This window comes from Vulcanithermus mediatlanticus (assembly GCF_055385885.1).
On record NZ_AP042385.1, the window covers coordinates 482,630 to 498,877 of the forward strand.

A 16,248-nucleotide genomic window follows, 5' to 3' on the forward strand; every position below is an offset into this window, starting at 1 on the left:
CCCCGGCCATCTTTTAAGAAAGCCTTAATGAAAGGAGGTCGGTATGGGCTATAGCTGGATTCAGATCGCCGTCGCGGCTGTCTTCATCTCCGCCGTCGTCACCCTGGTCCTGAGCCGCGGCTACGGCTGGTTGTCACCAACCTTCTGGCGCAACGCCGCCGTGGTCAGCAGCGTGGTGATGACCGGCATCCTCTTGTGGCTCACCTTCGACACCCAGGGCAAGATCCGACCCGGAGCCGGGCGGGTGCCCGCCTGGGACGTGATCAACTACGAGATCGGCCTCAAGTGGGACCCCGAAAAACGCCGCCAGGTCCCGGTGATCGGCGAGAAAACCGGTTTTTTTGGCCAGGAACTGAGCAACGAAGCGGCCTACAAGCTGATCAACCGGGGCAAGATGACGCTCCAGGGGCGCAACTGCATGGAGTGCCACACCATTTTGGGCAACGGGGCCTACTACGCGCCGGACCTCACCCGGGCCTACCAGGACCCCTGGTGGGCTGAGCGTCTCATGCCGATGCTCGGCGTGAAGACCCGGGAAGAAGCGATCGCCAAATGGCTGCAAAATCCCCCCGCCTACCCCCAGGGCAAGCGTCGCATGCCGAACCTGCACATCAACGAGGACGAGGCCCGGGCGCTGGTGGCCTTCCTCAAGTGGATGTCCGCCATCGATACCAACGGCTTCCCGCCACGCTTTGGCGTGGTGAAGGCCGAGCAGTAAGGAGGGAGACATGGCTTCGATTGCAATGAAAAAGGGCGAAGGACTCTACGAATCGCAAAAACTGGCCCTGGCTTATTTTGCGGTGGCCCTCATCCTCTTCGGGGCCCAGCTGCTCTTTGGGCTCCTCGCCGCCTACCAATACATCGACCCCAACTTCCTCTTCGGCAAGCTCTCGTTCATGACCAACCGCACCGTCCACGTCAACGCCATGATCGTTTGGCTCTTGGTGGGGCTGATGGGCGGGGTCTACTGGTTCCTCCCCATCGAGACCGGCCGCGAAGTGGTCGGCATCCGCCTCGCCAAGTGGATCTGGTGGATCATCGTGGCCGGCGTTGGCGTGGTGGTTCTGGTCTATCTCTTCGTGCAAACCGGTCCCGGCACCGCCGCCACCCTGTGGTTCATCAACGAGGGCCGGGAATATATCGAGGCCCCGCGCTGGGCGGACCTCGCCATCATCGCCTGGGTGGCGGTCTTTCTCTATAACGTCGTGGCCACCACCCTGGCCAGCCGCCGCATCACCGGCCTTTTGGGCGTGCTCATCTTCGACCTGGTGGCGCTCGGCGCCCTCTACACCGCCGGGGCCCACTACACCGTCAACGTCACCATGGACCAGTACCTCTGGTGGTGGGTGGTGCACCTGTGGGTCGAGGCCACCTGGGAGGTTTTGGTCGGCGTGCTGATGGCCTGGAGCCTGATGTATCTGCTCGGCACGCCGCGCAAGCTGGTCGAAACCTGGCTCTACCTCGAGGTGGCCCTGGTCTTCGGCACCGGGATCCTGGGGCTCGGCCACCACTACTTCTGGATCGGCACGCCTGAGTACTGGATCGGTCTCGGCGGCTTCTTCTCGGCGCTCGAGCCCCTGCCCTTGGTGGCCATGGTGGTCCACGCCGTCTACGACGCCGGCGCCCACCGCCTCCACGCGGTGAACCGTCCCGCATTCTTCTGGGCCATCTTGCAGGCCTTCGGCAACTTCATCGGCGCCGGCGTGTGGGGCTTCATGCAAACGCTGCCCCAGATCAACCTCTACTCCCACGGCACCCAGCTCGCCGCCGCCCACGGGCACCTGGCCTTCTTCGGGGCCTACGTCGGTACCGTGCTCACCCTGGTCTACATCGCCTTCCAGAACGCAGCCAAGGTGGTGCGGATCCCCCTCGACACCCGGAGCTGGGGCTGGGCGTATGCCCTCTTTATCCTCGGCATTTTCGGCCTCGCCGGCTCGTTCACCATCTCCGGGTTCGTGCAAACCATGGTCGAGCGGGCCGAACTCGGCAGCACATGGGCCGCGTTCATCGCCAGCTACACCCACCCCTGGTACACCAACACCCTGGTCTGGCGCTTCCTCTTCGGCCTCATGATCTTCGCCGCCTACCTCATCCTGGTCTACGACCTCCTCACCATCTACGCCGGTCGGGCGCTCGGCAAGGAGGTGCGCCGTGCTCAGTAACCACGAGGTCGCGCTCATGGTCCGGGACATCATGATCTACGGCATCTTCTTCGTCCTCTCGGCCGGGCTCTACGCCATGTTCTACGCCCTGGGCAAGCTCTTTGGCCGTCCCGGCTGGACCACCTTCTCCTACCTCTTCGCCCTGGGCGAGCTTTTGAGCGCGGCGGGGATGATCCGGGCCGGGTACCTCGATCCCTTCTGGGTCAAGCTCATCGCCTTTTCCGCCCTCGTCTACCTCTTCATTCCCCAGGCCATGTGGTGGGTGGTCACCCGCTTCCACAGCGAGCTCGATGAATACGTGCACGATTTCGGGAGGTAATCCATGGAGGTCACTCGGGTAGAAGTTTTCCTCGATGGCAGCGAGACGGCCCTGGCGGTCATCGACGCGCCGCCATTCACGCTGCGGCTCGACCCCCAGGTGCTGGGTGAGGGGCAGCACGTACTCTCCGCCGTGGTCTACTTCGAAGACGGCTCGAGCGAGCGCCACGAGTACGTCTTCGACGTCGAGCAAAAGGGCCCCGTCTACGTGGGCCACGTGGCCCGGGCGGCGGTGAAGAGTCCCCTCGAGGTCGAGCTCGTCGACCCAGTGGAAAAGGAAGCGCTCATCCGGCCCAGCGCCTTCAAGCACATGGTGCTTCCGGCGCTGCTGTTTTTGCTGGTGGTGGGCGTCGCCTGGTGGCTCTCCCGGGCCGGCGACAACGGCTCAAGCGCCGGGATTCTAGCCGCGGGCGGGGTTGTCTCCACCCTGTCCCCCGCCGCCAAGAGCCAACCAGCGCAAGCGACGGGGCCGGCCGACGGCCAGGCGCTCTACCAGCAGCGCTGCGCCAGCTGCCACCAAAACGACGGCCAGGGCATTGCCGGCGTCTTCCCCGCCCTGGCGCAAAACCCCAAGCTGGCCGATGAGACCTTCGTGATCAAGACAATCCTCGACGGCATTCCCGGAACCGGCATGCCGGCCTTCGGGAGCCAGCTCGACGACCCCCAGGTGGCGGCCATCGCCAGCTATATCCGCACCGCCTGGGGCAATGGATTCGGTTCCGTAGACGCGGGCGCGGTTCGGGCCCTGCGCGGCCAGTAGGGGCCCTGGGCCCCGCGTCTCGGCACGGGGAGGCATGGATCATCCGGGCGGGCGGAAAGGAACGGTGGTGAGATGATGCGGTGGTTTAAGTGGTTGTTCGTCCTCCTTCTGGGCAGCTGGGCCCTGGCCCAGGGCGATATCCAGGTGCCCAAGCTGACGCCAGACGAGGCGAACAAGGCCAAGGAGATCTACTTCCAGCAATGCGCGGGATGCCACGGCGTTTTGCGTAAAGGGGCGACCGGGAAAAACCTCGAGCCGGAGACCTTGCTCAAGCAAGGCAAGGGGGTTGACTTTCTGAAAACCATCATCACCAACGGCTACGGGGGCATGCCGGCCTGGGGCAAGCTTGGCATCCTGTCCGACGACGAGATCGATCTCATGGCCAAGTTCCTGCTCAACCCGGTTCCCGAGCCGCCGCCCTGGACCTTCCAGGAAGCCAAGGCCACCTGGCGGGTGCTGGTCCCGGTCAAGATGCGGCCCACCAAGCCGGAAACCAAGCGGAACTGGCAGAACTACTTCGGGGTCATCCTCCGCGACGTGGGGAAGGTTGCCATCGTCGACGGCGACACCAAGGAGCTGGTGAAGATCCTGCCCACCGGCTACGCCACCCACATCCTGCGTTCGTCGAAGGACGGCCGCTACTTCTACACCATTGGCCGCGACGGCTGGGCCAAGATCATCGACCTGTGGATGGAAGAGCCCACCATCGTGGCCGAGGTGCGCGCCTGCCTCGACGCCCGTTCGATCGACACCTCCAAATACCCCGGCTACGAAGGCAAGTACGCCATCATCGGGTGCTACTGGCCAAGCGCTTTCCTGATCGTCGACGGGCAGACGATGGAGCCGCTCAAGATGATCTCGACCCAGGGCTACGTCAAGAGCCAGGGCGAGTTCTTGCGAGAAAACCGGGTGGCCTCGATCGTCAGCTCGCACTTCAGCCCCGAGTGGATCGTGAACATCAAGGAAGGCGGGGAAACCTGGCTCGTCGACTACGACAAGATCGAGAAGAAGGGTCGCCCGGTCAGCATCGTCAACATCGACACCGAGCGCTACCTCCACGACGGCGGCTGGGATATGAGCAAGCGCTACTTCCTGGTGGCGGCCAACACCGAGAACAAGATCGTGGTCATCGACGCCAAGACCCGCGAGTTCGTGGCCAGCATTCCGGTGGGCAAAAAGCCCCACCCCGGCCGGGGCGCGACCTGGGTCCACCCCAAATACGGTCCGGTCTGGGCCACCGGGCACATTAAGGACAACAAGATCGCGGTGATCGGCACCGACCCCAAGGATCACCCCGAGTACGCCTGGAAGGTGGTCAAGATGATCACGACCCCCTATCCGGGCAACCTCTTCATCAAGACCCACCCCAAGAGCCCCTGGCTCATCGTCGACTTCCCGGTCGCGCCCACCCCTAAGGCCAACGCCACCCTCTGCGCCTGGGACAAGAACGACCTCGAAAAGGACCCCGTGTGCTGGCAGGTCCCCGGAGCACTTGAGAAAAAGGCGCGCATGGTCCACATCGAGTTCAACAAGGACGGGACCGAGTTCTGGGTCTCGGCCTGGGGCAACGTCAACACCCCCACCTTCATCGTCATCTACGACGCCAAGACGCTGAAGGAAAAAGCACGCATCGAAGGCGAGTGGGTCATCACCCCCACCGGGAAGTTCAACGTCTACAACACCGCCAACGACATCTACTAAAAACCGTTCACCGACATCCGACCAAGGGCACCCCCGGCGCTGCCGGGGGTTTTTACGCATCCTCGCTTTGCGCAGGGAGCTTGAACTTCACCTTCAGGTAGCCGGGGCTGGGAATGTAGACGCGGCGGTCGTCGAGGCGGATCATGCCCTCGCGGTAGAGCTGCCAGAGCTTGCGGCTCACGAGCTCAGGCACCGTGCCCAGCATGGCCGCAAGCTCGGTGTTGGTGGGAAGAACGAACCCCTGACCCTCGCGCTCGAGCCGTTTGAGCAGGTAGCCAACCAGCCGCTCGAATACGTCCTGGAAGGCGACCTGGGTGAGAAGTCCGATGAGCCGCCGCTGCCGGCGAGCCAGGTAGCGGATCACGGCGCGGGCAAGGGCGGGCGTGTCGTCCATGAGCGCCAAAAAAACGTCCTTCGGCAGCGCGATGACCTCGGCCGGCGCCACCGCCTCGGCCGAGGCCGGGTAGCGCGCCTGCTCGAGGAACACCGCCACCTCAGCCAGCGGCGACCCCGGGCCCTCGAGGTGCAACACCAGCTGCCGCCGGCCCTCGGGGTGCGACTTGAACACCTTGACCCACCCCCTCTCCACCACAAAGAGGTGGGTGACCGGATCGCCTTCCAAAAAGAGCAGATCGCCCCGGCGCAAGCGCCGCTGGCTGCTCGCCTGTTCGAGGCGGGAAAGCGCCTCGGGCGCGAGCGCGGTGAAGAACTCAACCTGGGCAAGCGTCTGCCTGGCCTCCACGCAACCGTCCCAATGTATGCTACCCCCGATGATCCCGCGTTACCAAACCCCGGAAATGGCCGAGCTGTGGTCCGAGCTCGAGAAGTTTCGGCGCTGGGCGGAAGTGGAACGGCTCGCCCTTTTGGCCTGGGAACGGCTGGGAAAGGTCGCGGCAGGCACTGCCGCCGCGATCGAGGCGGCCCTCAGAAAGCGCCCGCTCAACGCCGAGTTCGTCGCCCGGGTGAGCGAGTGCGAACGCCTGACCCGCCACGACGTCGCCGCCTTCGTCGACGTGCTCGGCGAGTGGAGCCGTTCGGAGGCGGTCCGGCGCTACCTCCACTACGGCCTCACCAGCTCCGACGTGGTCGACACCGCCCAGAACTGGCGCAGCCGGGACGCGCTGGCGCTCGTACTCGAGGCGCTCGAGGAGCTCCTTGAGGCGCTCAAGGCCCTGGCGCTGCGCTATAAAGACCTGCCCACCATCGGGCGCACCCACGGCGTCCACGCCGAGCCCACCAGCTTTGGCCTCAAGTTCGCCGGGCTCTACGCCGCCTTTGACCGCGACCGGGCCCGGCTCCAGCGGGCGCAAGATGCCATCGCGGTGGTCAAGCTCTCGGGGGCGGTCGGCAGCTACGCCATGATCCCGCCCCAGATCGAAGCCTACGTCGCGGAAAAGCTCGGGCTGGCCGTGGATCCGGTCACCACCCAGGTCACGCCGCGCGACCGCCACGCCGAGGTCTTTTCCGCCCTGGCCACCCTAGGCGCGAACCTCGAGCGGGCCGCGGTGGAGCTCCGCCACCTGGCCCGCACCGAGGTCCTCGAGGTCGAGGAAGGGTTCGCCCCGGGGCAAAAGGGCTCATCGGCCATGCCGCACAAGAAGAATCCGGTGGGCCTGGAAAACGTGAGCGGGCTTGCCCGGCTCCTGCGCAGCAACCTGCTGGCGGCGCTTGAAAACGTCGCCCTCTGGCACGAACGCGACATCAGCCACTCCTCGGTCGAACGGGTGATCCTCCCCGACTCGACGACGCTCGCCCACTACCTCGTCACCCGCCTCACTTCGATCCTCAAACGGTTGGTGGTGCACGAAGCCAACGTGCGCAAAAACCTCGAGCGCACCCACGGCCTGCCCTTTAGCCAAAGGGTGCTCTCGACGCTGGTGGAAAAGGGAATGGCGCGCGACGAGGCCTACCGGTTGGTCCAAGGCGCCGCCATGCGCTCGTGGCAGGAGGAACGGCCGTTTCTGGAAACGCTGCGCGAAGCGGGGATCCCCCTAAGCGAGGCCGAGCTCTCTCAGCTCTTCGACCCGGCCTTCTACCTCCGCCACACCGACGAGATCTACCGGCGCCTCGGTCTGTTGTAGGCTAGGGACAAGGCAAAGCGAAAGGAGGCGCCATGGCGGTCCGTGCACTGACCTTTGACTTTTGGGGAACCCTTTTCACCGAAGGCCCGCGTTTTCTCGAAGTCGTCCTCCCGAAACGCTACGAGATCCTGCTCGACGCGGCCTCCGAGGCCGGCGTGCCCGCCGATGAGAGCGCGGTGCGGGAGGCCTACCGCGCCGCGGCGCAGGCCTTCCGCACCGCGTGGGAAGCCGGCGAGGCCATGCCCAACTTCGAGCGCGTCGGCTACATCTTCAAGCTGCTCGGCATCCCTTTCGACCAGGGGCTGGTGGCGATCACCGCCCGTCGGCTCGAGGACGCCGCCCTCGAGGGCGACCTCCAGCCACTGCCGGGAACCCTGGAGGCGATCCCCGAGCTCGCCGGGCGCTACCCCCTCGCGATCGTGTCCGACACCGGATTAACCCCCGGCCGGGTGCTCCGCGAACTCCTCGCCCGCATGGGGTTTGACCGGCACTTTGCGGCCTACAGCTTCTCCGACGAAACCGGCCAGGTCAAACCCCACCGCGAGGCCTTCACCACAGCCCTCGAGGCCCTCGGCGTCCCCCCGGAAGACGCGCTCCACACCGGCGATATCCCCAGGTCCGACATCGAGGGGGCCTTCGCCGCCGGTTACCACTACGCCGTGCTCTACGGCAACAAAAACCAGATCAAGCCGGGCAGCGCCAAGCCAACCGCCCGCCACCAGGACCACACGGCGCTCCTCGATCTTCTACCAAGACTTCCTTAGCGCCCTTCAGGCGCTTTGACCCCAAAACCCGGGGGCAGGTGTTCGGGAAAATCGGGATTCCCCTTGCGGTCGGGCAGCCGCGGCACCAGCTCGGCGGGGTGCGGGGCTCCCTTTTGGCAGTAGGGGCACTCCGGCCGCAGCTTCACCCGGGTGATTCGCGCCGGCACCCCCATGACGATGGCGTGTGGTGGAACGTCCCGGGTCACCACCGCCATGGTGGCCACCATGGCGTCGTCGCCGATCCGGACCCCGGCCAGCACCGTCGCGTGGTAGGTGATGCGCACCCCATTCCCCAGGATGGTGTGGCGCAGGGTGACGTCGGCCTGCTCCAGGACGTGGTGGGTGTGGCTGTAGATGTTGGCGTAGTCGGCGATCGAGACGCCATCGCCCAGCGTAATCCCCCCGATGTCGTCGAGCAGGACGTGCCGGTGCACCACCACGTTATCCCCGAGCTCGAGGTTATAGCCCACGCTGAACTCGACGTTCTGGAAGAACTTCGGGTTTTTCCCCACCCGTTTGAAAATGAAGGGCGCGAGCGTCGCCCGCAACCGGACGCCGGCGTGAATGCTCTGCCCGAGGGGCGTCTGATCGGCCGCTTTCCAAAGCCAGAGCAAAGGCTTGACCTGGGCGAACTTTTTCCGATCGGTTACCGCATAGTACTCTGCCTCGAAGGTGATGTTTCGCGGATCGAGGGCGAGCGCGGCCAGCGGAGCCGATTCCGCGAGATCTTCATAGGGGCGACCGTAGACGAGCTCGGCGAGCACCCCCCGCACCAACTCGTTGCGGTCCACCCCCGGGTCGGAAAGCCGCTCCGACAAACCGCCGAGGAAGCGGTCGAGGGTCTTCTCCGCTGCGAGGTCCACTGGGCGTGGTACGAGCCAAGGCATGGTCTAAGCCTATAGGAAAACCGGGGTTTATTCGTAGCCGAGCTCCCGAAGTGCCTCCCGGTCCTTCCGCCAGTTCTTGTAGACCTTGACCTCGAGCTCCAGGAAAACCTTCCGGTTCAGGAAGATCTCGAGCTGCTTGCGGGCCGCCTGGCCGATCTCCTTGAGTTTGCGCCCCCGCTTGCCGATCAGGATCGGGCGGTGGGCCTCGCGTTCGGTGTAAATCACGGCGTGGATGTAGAGCACGCCGTTTTCGCGCTCGGCCACCTCGTCGACCTTGACCGCGATGGCGTAAGGCACCTCCTCGTAGAGGCGCTTCATGGCCTCTTCGCGGATCACCTCGGCGATCCACACCTCAAACGGCTGGTCGGAACGGACGAAGTCTTCCGGGTAATAAAAGGGCCCTTCGGGGAGCTGGGCCAGCACCTCGGCCTTGAGTTCGGCGACATCGCGCGCGTCCATGGCGCTGATACTCCGGACCGCCTCGATCCCGGGCAAAAGCTCGTGGTAGGCCTCGATCGCCGCCTCGGGATACTTGGCCGCGTCCTTTTTGTTCCCAATCAGGTAGATGGGAACCTTGCCGAGGAGCGGACGCAACGCCTCGGCCACCATGCGGTCCTCATCGGTGGGCGGGTGCCGGAGGTCCACCAGCCAGAGGATGAGGTTGACGTCGGAAAGGGCCTCGTAGACCTGATCGTTGATGTAGTCGCCGAGCGCGTCCTCGGGGCGGTGCAACCCGGGCGTGTCGACGAAGACCGCCTGGCGGTTGCCCTCGGTGAGGATACCGCGCACCTGCTTGCGGGTGGTCTGGGGGCGGGGGGTAATGGGCGCCACCTTCACCCCGAGCAGGTTATTGAGCAGCGTCGACTTGCCCACGTTCGGCTTGCCTACGATGGCCACGAACCCCGAGTAGGTCTTGTCATCGCTCACACCGACAGTATAGGACCTTCGCTAAAGTGCAAGCGATGTCGTGGCTCGCCCTGGCCCTGACCCCCGGCGTCGGCCCCAGGCGCCTGAAGCGGGTGATGGAGGCCGCCGACGCCCCCACCCTCGAGGCCGTCGCCCGAATTCTCGGGGAAGCGGTCGCCGATCGCTACCGGGACGTCCTCGAAAGCGGCCGGGCCGAGGCCCTTTGCCGGCAAAGCCAAAAGCTCGGCCTTCGGGTCCTCGGCCCCTGGGACGGGGGCTACCCCGAGGGTCTTTTGCACCTCGAGGACCCGCCGGCGCCCGTCTTCCTCAAAGGAACGCTCCCCGCCTGGGAAACCGCGGTGGCCCTGGTCGGGACCCGCCGGGCCAGCCCCTGGGCCAGGGCCTTTGCCCGGCAGCTGGCCCGGGCGCTGGTCGACGCCGGGGCGGCGGTGGTCTCGGGCCTGGCGCGGGGCATCGACCGGGCCGCCCACGAGGGGGCGATCGAAGCCGGCGGCCGCTCGGTGGCGGTGCTCGGGAGCGCGATCGACCGCATCTACCCGCCCGAACACCGCCCCCTGGCCGAAAAGAGCGTGCTGGTGAGCGAGTTCCCGCCCGGCGAGGGTCCAAGGCCCGAGTACTTCCCCCGCCGCAACCGCCTCATCGCCGCCCTGGCCCGCGCGGTGGTGGTGGTCGAGGCCCCCGAACGCTCGGGCGCCCTCATCACCGCCCGTCACGCCCTCGAGCTCGGGCGCGAGGTGTTCGCGGTGCCCGGACGCCCGACCGACATAGCCTCGCGCGGTGCCAACCTGCTGATTAAGGACGGAGCCCCGCCCCTGCTCTCCCCCGAAGACCTGCTCGACGCGCTCGCGCTCCGGCGTCAAAAGAAAGAGGTGGCCCTCGAGGGCGACCTCGCCCGGATCTACGCCGCACTCAAAGAACGCGGAGGCGCGCTCCCCGACGACCTCGCCGCCGCCACCGGGTTCCCCCCGGATAAGGTGCTCGGCCTGCTCACCCAGCTCGAACTGCTCGACATGGTGGCATCCGCACCCGGCGGGCGCTACCAGGCGCTCTAGAATGATCCCGATGTCGCGGGACATCGCCAGAGCCGAGCCCGAAAAGCGACGGCAAAGGATTCGCCTGCACCGAAGGACGACCCTCGGCGCCATCCTGGCCATCGCTCTGGGCCTGGGGATCACGCTCCTGCGCGGGGCCTGGGATCTCGCCCTCATCATCGGTCTCGCGGCCATCCTCATCGCCGACTTCCTGATCGGAACCGCCCGCCTGCTGAGCCAAGAGCGCACCTACCGCCTCACCGAAACCCGGCTCTGCCGGGACGGCGACTGCCGCCCCCTCGCCGAGATCAAACGCGCAGAGCTCAAAACCGTCTACTTCTCATTCCAAATAGGTCCCTTCCTGGGACTCCTGCTCGACTTTGGCGATACGCGCTGGTGGATGCCGTTCAGTCTGCGCAACTGGGAGACGGTCTGGGACGGCCTCGACCGGGCCCGCCCCGACCTCGGCCTCGGCGACTGGCGGCGCCACCGCACCCTCCGCCGGGCCCTGGCCTGGGGGATGCGACTCGGCGTCCGCACGCCCCCCGAAATCATCGAACGGCCCCAAAGACCGCTCCGGGGCCTCCTCATCGGACTCGGCACCGGCGCGGCAGTTTACTTCGCCGTCACGCGCGCAATCCTCCCCATGCGAAACCTCCCCGACTGGGCCGGCGTCGGGGTGCTCATCCTCGTCCTCACCCTAAGCCGCCTCGTTTACGACTTCCAAAGCCTCGCCCGACTCAAGGAGCCTGACCATGCCGACCGCCATCCGCAGCGATAACCGGGCCTGGAAACCAACCGATGTTCTGATCGTCCTCCTCTTCCTCGCCTTTTTGGGGGGCAGCCTCTGGCTGCTCGTGAGCGCCGAGACCGACGGCGACCGGATCTGGGGCATCCTGGGCACGCTCTTTTTCACAGCGGCGCTGCTCGGCTGGCTCGAGGCCTTCCGCTGGGCCCGGCCCTATGGCCTCGAGGACGGGCGGGTGTTCCTCGGCGAGCGCCGCCGCCCCCTCGGCGAGATCCAAAGCCTCCGGCTTCGCTGGCGCGCCCCGCGCCTTTTCCCCAGCTACCGCGAGCTGGGCCTCGAGCTCGATTTCGGCGACGAACGCTGGTGGCTCTCGTTCCGCCTTGGGGGCTGGGAAAGGGTGTGGGAAGCCCTTCGCCAGGCTCTTCCGGAAGCCGGGCTCGCCGACTGGCGGGAAGATCCGGAGGTGCTCAGAGCCCTCATGAACCGGGCCAACACCAGCATCGCCCTCCCGAGTTCGGTCCGGGTCCAGAGCTCGGGGTGGGCGAGGGCGGGGCTCCGGCTCTTCGCCGCCATCGTGCTCGGCGTCGCGGTCGGCATTCTGGCCGACCGGCTCGGCTACGAGTCGCTCTCCGCAATCGCCAGCGGTGCCATCAGCGGCGGGCTCGGCAGCGGCTGGGCGCTGGCGGCGATTCGACACGAGCTCACGATCGAACCCCCGCCCTGATCCCCGCCACCGGCACATTCTCCCCCCGCCCCGAGCTGGTATGCTCTGCCCGTGGTCGAGCGCGTCTACCTGGCAAAGCCCCGGGGCTTTTGCGCCGGAGTGGTCATGGCGATCCGGGCGGTCGAAAAGGCCGCGAAGACTTTCGACGGTGACCTCGTCATCTACCACCAGATCGTCCACAACGAAACGGTGGTCGAGCGGCTGGAAAAGACGCACCGCGTCCACTTCGTCGAGGACCTCGATGAGATCGAGGCTCTAAAAAAGCGGCACCGGCTCGCCGGCACCATCGTTTTTTCCGCCCACGGCATTCCCCCCGCCGTCCGGGAAAAGGCCGCCAGGATGGGCCTGGTGCAGATCGACGCCACCTGCCCCCTGGTGACCAAGGTCCACACCGAGGCGCGCCGCTACGCCCGGATGGGCTACACCATTCTCTTGATCGGTGACTCGGCCGACCACCAGGAGGTCAGGGGGACCCTCGGCGAGGCCCCCGAGCACACCATCCTGGTGGCGGTGCACACCCAGGTGGGCAAGGATCCCCGCCTCGCCGACCCCCACACCGTCGAAGTTCCCGATCCGGAAAAGGTCGTGGTACTCACCCAGACCACCCTCAGCGTCGACGACACGGATAAAACCATCGCCATCCTCAAAAAGCGCTTTCCAAAGCTCGTCACCCCGCCCCGGTCCGACCTCTGTTACGCCACCAAGAACCGCCAGGACGAGGTCAAGCGCATCGCCCCCATGGTCGATCTCTTCCTCGTGCTCTCAAGCCGCCACTCCTCCAACGGCCTGCGCCTTTATGAGCTCGCCTCCAGCCTCACCCGGGCCGTGCGAATCGACGCACCAACCGATCTTCGCGAGGCCTGGTTCGAAGGGGTCAGGCGCGTGGGCATCACCTCCGCGGCCAGCACCCCCGAGGACCTGGTCCAGGGGACGATCGCCTGGCTGCGCGAGCGCTGGCCGGACCTCGAGGTCATCGAGGAGGGCGAGTGGGAGCAGATCGCCTTCCGGGAACCCACCCCCACCCGGCCCGAGGAAATCCTGCAAACCCGATGAAAAAGCACCCGAAGATCCCCAGCCACGCCTTCGCCGTGGCGCCGATGCTGGAGCGAACCGATCGGCATTTTCGCTATTTCTTCCGCCAGATCAGCGCCGGGGCGTTGCTCTACACCGAGATGGTCTTCGACCTCGCCATCCTCCACGGCGACGCCGAAACACTGCTCGGCCACCGCGACGGGGAACACCCGCTGGCGCTGCAGATCGCCTCATCCGACCCCGCGCGCGCCGCCAGGGCGGTCAAGAAAGCACTGGCCTACACCTTTGACGAAGTCAACCTCAACGTCGGTTGCCCCTCGGAGAAAAGTCAGAACGCCGGGATCGGCGCGGTCTTGATGCGAACGCCGGAACGGGTGGCGGAAATCGCCCGGGCCGTCTATGAAGAGACCGGGGTCCGGATCTCGGTGAAACACCGGCTGGGCCTCGATACCGACGAGGGGTACGCGCCGCTGGCCCGCTTTGTGGAAACGGTGGCCGGTGATGGGGTGGTGACCACCTTCATCGTCCACGCCCGCAAGGCGCTGCTCTCGCTCGATACCCGGAAAAACCGCGAGGTCCCGCCGCTCCGCCACGACTTGGTCCACCGCCTCAAGCGCGAGCATCCCGAGCTCACCATTCTGACCAACGGGGGCATCCAGGACCTCGAGGCGGTCGCTTGGCACCTCGAGGCCGTGGACGGGGTCATGGTGGGGCGCGCCGCCACCGAGGACCCCTGGCGTTTCGCCGCCGTCGACGCCCAAATCTTCGGCCTTCCCCGAAGACCCACCCGGCAGGGGGTGGTCGAGGCCATGGCCGCCTACCTGGAAAACGCCCTCGCCGACGGCGCCCCCGCGGCGGCCGTCCTGCGCCACCTCATCCCCCTCTTTCGCGGCGTCCCTGGCGCCCGTCGCTGGCGGCGGGCCCTGACCGAAACCGTCACCACGCCCGAGGGGCTCCTCGCAGCCCTCAAGGCCATCCCCCCCGAGATCCGCCTCGAACCCCCAATGCCCCATACGGCACAACGCTAACGGGACAAATGTCCTATGATCAAAACCATGCTCCGGGTGCTCTTCGCCGCTCTCGGCGCCGGGCTCTTGGGACTGTCGCTGTGGCTTTTTGCCAGCGGGCTCCGCATTATTGGAGAATGCCAGAGGAAACTCCGGCGCTGCCGCGATGAAGCCGAACGGATCGCTCTCAGCGAGGAACGCGATCGCGGCCTGCTCCTCGCCGGCACGGGTGCCCTCTTCCTCTTCTACATCGTGGTCTACGCATACGTCACCGCCCTCCTGCAAAGCGCCGAATAACATCGAACCTGGGGCAAATGTCCCAAAGCCCGAAGGCGTAGGCTCGTGTTGCCAAACCGAGCTGAGGAGGTGACGATGGATCGTTTCAGTGCGTTCGTAGAGGCAAGGGACTTTTTGATCGAAAAACGGGAAGATTACCGAGCGGCCAGGGAAGGATTTGCCTGGCCCCAATTTGAGACCTTTAACTGGGCCCTCGATTACTTCGACCGCATCGCCGAGGGCAACGACCGCACCGCCCTTTGGATCGTTGACGAGGACGGCCGGGAAGAAAAACGCAGTTTTTCCGAACTCAAGGCGCGATCGAACCAGGTGGCGAACTTCCTCCGCGCCCGGGGGATCGGGCGGGGCGACCGGATCCTGCTCATGCTGGGCAACGTTCCCGAGCTCTGGGAAACCATGCTGGCGGCGATGAAGCTCGGCGCGGTGGTGATCCCGGCCACGACCCTGCTCACCGGCGACGACCTCAAGGACCGCCTGGAACGGGGGAAGGTCAAGGCGGTGGTCACCGAACACGCGCTCACCGAGCGCTTTTCCGGTTTGGCCGAAGGAGCGGTCAAGATCTCGGTCGGCGGCGCCCACCCGGGCTGGACCGCGTTCGACGAAGCCTTCGGGGCCGAGGCCGACTTCACCCCCGAGGGCGAAACCCGCGCCGACGACCTCTTGCTGCTCTACTTCACTTCCGGCACCACCTCCAAACCCAAGCTGGTGGCCCACACCCACACCAGCTACCCGGTGGGCCACCTCTCGACGATGTACTGGCTCGGGCTCAGGCCCGGCGACGTGCACCTCAACATCAGCTCCCCGGGCTGGGCCAAGCACGCCTGGAGCAACTTCTTCGCCCCCTGGAACGCCGAGGCCACGGTCTTCATCTACCGCTACCAGCGCTTTGACGCCGCCTCGGTCCTGAGGGCGATCGAAAAACACGGGGTCAATACCCTCTGCGCCCCGCCCACGGTGTGGCGCATGTTCGTACTGGAAGACCTCAAGGCCTACAAGACCCAGCTTCGCGAGCTGGTGAGCGCCGGCGAGCCCTTAAACCCCGAGGTCATCGCCGCGGTCGAGGAGGCCTGGGGGCTCACCATCCGCGACGGCTACGGCCAGACCGAGACCACGGCCCAAGTGGGGAACACTCCCGGCCAACCCATCAAACCCGGCTCCATGGGACGGCCGCTCCCCGGCTACCAGGTGGTCCTCCTCGATCCCGACGGCCGGGAAGCCGATGAGGGCGAGATCGCGATCAAGCTCGAGGCCCGACCGGCCGGGCTCATGCGCGGCTACCTCGACGACCCCGAGCGCACCCAGGCGGTGATGTCGGGCGGCTACTACCGCACAGGCGACGTGGCCCGGCGCGACGAGGACGGCTATTTCTGGTACATCGGCCGGGCCGACGACGTGTTTAAGAGCTCCGACTACCGCATCAGCCCCTTCGAGCTCGAGAGCGTCCTCATCGAGCACGAAGCGGTGGCCGAGGCGGCGGTGGTCCCATCGCCCGACCCCATCCGGCTGAGCGTGCCCAAGGCCTACGTGGTGCTGGCCCCTGGGTTTGAACCCAGCCGTGAGGTGGCGCGTTCCATCTTCGCCTACGTCCGCCAGCGGGTGGCGCCCTACAAGCGCATCCGCCGCCTGGAGTTCGCCGAGCTCCCCAAGACCATCTCGGGGAAGATCCGCCGGGTGCAGCTGCGGATCCGGGAAAAGGAAAAGCGGGAAAAGGCCCCGCTCGAATTCTTCGAGGAGGACTTCCCCGAACTCAAGAAGGCCTGAATCGGCACCCCTCCGGCAGCATGCGGATTTGAGCCGGGCCCTCAGCCG

17 protein-coding genes are annotated in these 16,248 nt (G+C 66.2%); 14 read left to right on the top strand and 3 right to left on the bottom strand.

The window, feature by feature from the left end; all coding sequences use genetic code 11:
- Positions 1-43 precede the first annotated feature (43 nt).
- The 5 genes from ACZ5BT_RS03395 to ACZ5BT_RS03415 all read left to right on the top strand — a co-directional run bounded on the left by ACZ5BT_RS03395 (position 44) and on the right by ACZ5BT_RS03415 (position 4,941).
- Positions 44-718 carry a c-type cytochrome gene (locus ACZ5BT_RS03395; protein WP_464885219.1) on the top strand — a complete coding sequence of 225 codons (675 nt, stop codon included), beginning with the start codon at positions 44-46 and terminating at the stop codon, positions 716-718.
- Positions 719-728: 10 nt separating this feature from the next.
- The gene (locus ACZ5BT_RS03400) at positions 729-2,162 is read left to right on the top strand and encodes a cbb3-type cytochrome c oxidase subunit I (RefSeq protein WP_464885220.1); all 1,434 of its coding nucleotides are present in this window, start codon (positions 729-731) and stop codon (positions 2,160-2,162) included.
- Positions 2,152-2,481: a hypothetical protein gene (locus tag ACZ5BT_RS03405; RefSeq protein ID WP_464885221.1), complete on the top strand. Its 330-nt coding sequence runs from the start codon at positions 2,152-2,154 to the stop codon at positions 2,479-2,481. Before ACZ5BT_RS03400 ends, ACZ5BT_RS03405 begins: the two co-directional genes overlap by 11 nt.
- 3 nt (positions 2,482-2,484) lie before the next feature.
- Complete coding sequence (locus tag ACZ5BT_RS03410) at positions 2,485-3,240, top strand: c-type cytochrome (protein ID WP_464885222.1); 756 nt, start codon at positions 2,485-2,487, stop codon at positions 3,238-3,240.
- Between the two features lie 72 nt (positions 3,241-3,312).
- Entirely contained in the window at positions 3,313-4,941 is a 1,629-nt protein-coding gene (locus ACZ5BT_RS03415; protein ID WP_464885223.1) for a cytochrome D1 domain-containing protein, read from the top strand.
- A gap of 52 nt (positions 4,942-4,993) precedes the next feature.
- Here the strand turns inward: ACZ5BT_RS03415 and ACZ5BT_RS03420 are convergent, their stop codons facing one another.
- Positions 4,994-5,683: a Crp/Fnr family transcriptional regulator gene (locus tag ACZ5BT_RS03420; protein ID WP_464885224.1), complete on the bottom strand. Its 690-nt coding sequence runs from the start codon at positions 5,681-5,683 to the stop codon at positions 4,994-4,996.
- Positions 5,684-5,711: 28 nt separating this feature from the next.
- Here ACZ5BT_RS03420 and purB point away from each other — a divergent pair, with 28 nt between their 5' ends.
- Both purB and ACZ5BT_RS03430 read left to right on the top strand, forming a co-directional pair.
- Positions 5,712-7,022, top strand: coding sequence for an adenylosuccinate lyase (gene purB, locus ACZ5BT_RS03425; protein WP_464885225.1), 1,311 nt, complete (start codon positions 5,712-5,714; stop codon positions 7,020-7,022).
- 32 nt (positions 7,023-7,054) lie between these two features.
- Complete coding sequence (locus tag ACZ5BT_RS03430) at positions 7,055-7,786, top strand: HAD family hydrolase (RefSeq protein ID WP_464885226.1); 732 nt, start codon at positions 7,055-7,057, stop codon at positions 7,784-7,786.
- On the opposite strand, the gene ACZ5BT_RS03435 is transcribed toward ACZ5BT_RS03430, so the two are convergent.
- On the bottom strand, positions 7,783-8,673 hold the full coding sequence (locus ACZ5BT_RS03435; protein ID WP_464885227.1) for an acyltransferase: 891 nt from the start codon (positions 8,671-8,673) through the stop codon (positions 7,783-7,785). The two genes, ACZ5BT_RS03430 and ACZ5BT_RS03435, sit on opposite strands and share 4 nt — an antisense overlap.
- 27 nt (positions 8,674-8,700) lie before the next feature.
- Positions 8,701-9,600 carry a GTPase Era gene (gene era, locus ACZ5BT_RS03440; protein ID WP_464885228.1) on the bottom strand — a complete coding sequence of 300 codons (900 nt, stop codon included), beginning with the start codon at positions 9,598-9,600 and terminating at the stop codon, positions 8,701-8,703.
- Positions 9,601-9,635: 35 nt separating this feature from the next.
- Between era and dprA the strand changes: the two genes are divergently transcribed.
- The 7 genes from dprA (at position 9,636) to ACZ5BT_RS03475 (ending at position 16,200) form a co-directional block, all read left to right on the top strand.
- Positions 9,636-10,652, top strand: a complete 1,017-nt coding sequence (gene dprA / locus ACZ5BT_RS03445) for a DNA-processing protein DprA (RefSeq protein WP_464885229.1) — start codon at positions 9,636-9,638, stop codon at positions 10,650-10,652.
- A 10-nt stretch (positions 10,653-10,662) separates the two neighbouring features.
- Positions 10,663-11,412: a hypothetical protein gene (locus ACZ5BT_RS03450; protein WP_464885230.1), complete on the top strand. Its 750-nt coding sequence runs from the start codon at positions 10,663-10,665 to the stop codon at positions 11,410-11,412.
- Positions 11,387-12,103 (top strand): hypothetical protein, encoded by a 717-nt coding sequence (locus ACZ5BT_RS03455; RefSeq protein ID WP_464885231.1) that lies wholly within the window; start codon positions 11,387-11,389, stop codon positions 12,101-12,103. Before ACZ5BT_RS03450 ends, ACZ5BT_RS03455 begins: the two co-directional genes overlap by 26 nt.
- A 51-nt stretch (positions 12,104-12,154) precedes the next feature.
- A complete protein-coding gene (gene ispH / locus ACZ5BT_RS03460) occupies positions 12,155-13,156 on the top strand; it encodes a 4-hydroxy-3-methylbut-2-enyl diphosphate reductase (protein ID WP_464885232.1) in 1,002 nt (333 codons plus the stop codon).
- Positions 13,153-14,163, top strand: a complete 1,011-nt coding sequence (gene dusA / locus ACZ5BT_RS03465) for a tRNA dihydrouridine(20/20a) synthase DusA (protein WP_464885233.1) — start codon at positions 13,153-13,155, stop codon at positions 14,161-14,163. Before ispH ends, dusA begins: the two co-directional genes overlap by 4 nt.
- 27 nt (positions 14,164-14,190) lie before the next feature.
- The gene (locus tag ACZ5BT_RS03470) at positions 14,191-14,439 is read left to right on the top strand and encodes a hypothetical protein (RefSeq protein ID WP_464885234.1); all 249 of its coding nucleotides are present in this window, start codon (positions 14,191-14,193) and stop codon (positions 14,437-14,439) included.
- Between the two features lie 75 nt (positions 14,440-14,514).
- Positions 14,515-16,200, top strand: a complete 1,686-nt coding sequence (locus tag ACZ5BT_RS03475; protein ID WP_464885235.1) for an AMP-binding protein — start codon at positions 14,515-14,517, stop codon at positions 16,198-16,200.
- Positions 16,201-16,248: the final 48 nt, after the last annotated feature.